At 64.5% G+C, this 1560-nt stretch carries 1 protein-coding gene; it reads left to right on the top strand.

Going from position 1 to position 1560, the window contains the following annotated elements:
- Positions 1-183: 183 nt before the first annotated feature.
- Positions 184-1560, top strand: a 1377-nt coding sequence (locus tag NTW26_07060; GenBank protein MCX7022016.1) for a hypothetical protein, incomplete at its 3' end; no start/stop codon positions are given.

Here is a 1560-nt window from a genome sequence, read left to right as displayed (position 1 = left end):
GTGGGGTCGTTCCGATGACATCGTCGTTGACGACTTCGCAGGCGGTGGTACAATGGAACTAACTAGGGCTGCCGGAGGGGCGACGCCTAGGTAAGTGGATTGTGCGCCCCTTCTTCAGCCGCTGAATGCTCGATCACGTTTGCGGAGTCCTTAGTCCATCTTCGCTCCAAAGGAGAAAGGGAAATGGCCATGTCGAGAGTTTGTCTGTTGCTGGCTGCGCTGGCCCTGCTGACAGGTCCGGTCTGGGCACAGGTTCCGCTGGAGTTCTACCCTAGCAGCTCGGGGGATAATTCGACCTTCCGGTCGGGCGCCAACTGGTATCGTTATACGACCGAGGAGCCGTTGAACGCCTACCCGCCCACGGCGCTCGATGGCCATTTCAATGATGCCACGTTCCCGTACCCCAACAACGAGAACATGGTTGATGGGTACATCCGGGATGCCCGCACCGTCACCCTCAGCGGCGGGACGGGGAAGGTCAATGACATGCGGATTGGAAGTGACGCCTATCTGGACACCAACGGCTCGTGGATTCCCAAGGGTCCCAGCACGCTGATCGTCCGCGACGGCGGCGCGCTCACGACCGCCGAGGGACTATCGGTCGGGTTCGCCTATGACGGGACCTTCAAGATGGAGGCCGGCGGCTTCCTCAACTGCGGGATTGACGCGGGCCGGACCAACCTGGGCCTGCGATCCGACACCGCGCAGTCGCCCACCAGCACGGGTGCGTACATCATCACCGGCGGGACGTACCTGGGCGGCAACAAGACCGAGTTGGGCCGAGGGCGGGGCGGCGTGGGCATCCTGGAGATGTCCGGCGGCTACAGCGAGGGCATCTATTTCCACGTCGGCGAGGCGACCAACGCGACGGCTGCCGACATCGCCGGCAAGGGGATTATCACCATCACCGGCGGGACGTTCGCCCCCCGCCGCCTGGACCTGGGCAGCGGGGACTTCTACACGATGTTCTCCTGGGTCGAAGAGGATCCCAGCGGATACAACCCCTACGCGACGGGCACGCTGAACCTGATGGGCGGGACGCTGGTGTGGAACTGGGAGGCCGACCGCGGCGAGGGTTCGGCCGATGACAACGGCATCCGCATCACCAAGGGCACGCTGCACCTGGGCAAGAACTTCCACTGCGACAGCATCGCCAACCCCTTCACGTTCGGCCAGCAGGGCGCCAACCCTTACGACCGGTCCAAGCTGTGGCTGTGGTCGGGCGGGTCATTCGTTGTCGACATGAAGAACGCCTCCGAGTTCGGTTACCTGAGCGTGGCCCAGAACATCAAGCTCAGCGGGTCGTTCTCGGTGAATGTCGATCCGGCGGCGAGTTGGGCCGTGGGCGACAAGTTCTGCGTGCTCCGCAGCCGCAACGGGACGGCCCTGGCGGACGCCGCGTTCCTGGCCAGCTACAACTCGCTTACAGACCGGTACTTCAACATCGCCATCGAGGCGGTGGGCGCCGGCGGGAACGGCCTGGTGCTCACAGCCGTCAAGGCCGCGGGCGCCCAGCCTCACCCCGGCGACGCCAACAATGACGGCGCCGTCAACGTCGGC

The sequence above is a fragment of the bacterium genome (assembly GCA_026398675.1).
Classification (GTDB): domain Bacteria; phylum RBG-13-66-14; class RBG-13-66-14; order RBG-13-66-14; family RBG-13-66-14; genus RBG-13-66-14.
This window is presented reverse-complemented; position numbering and strand designations above follow the sequence as displayed.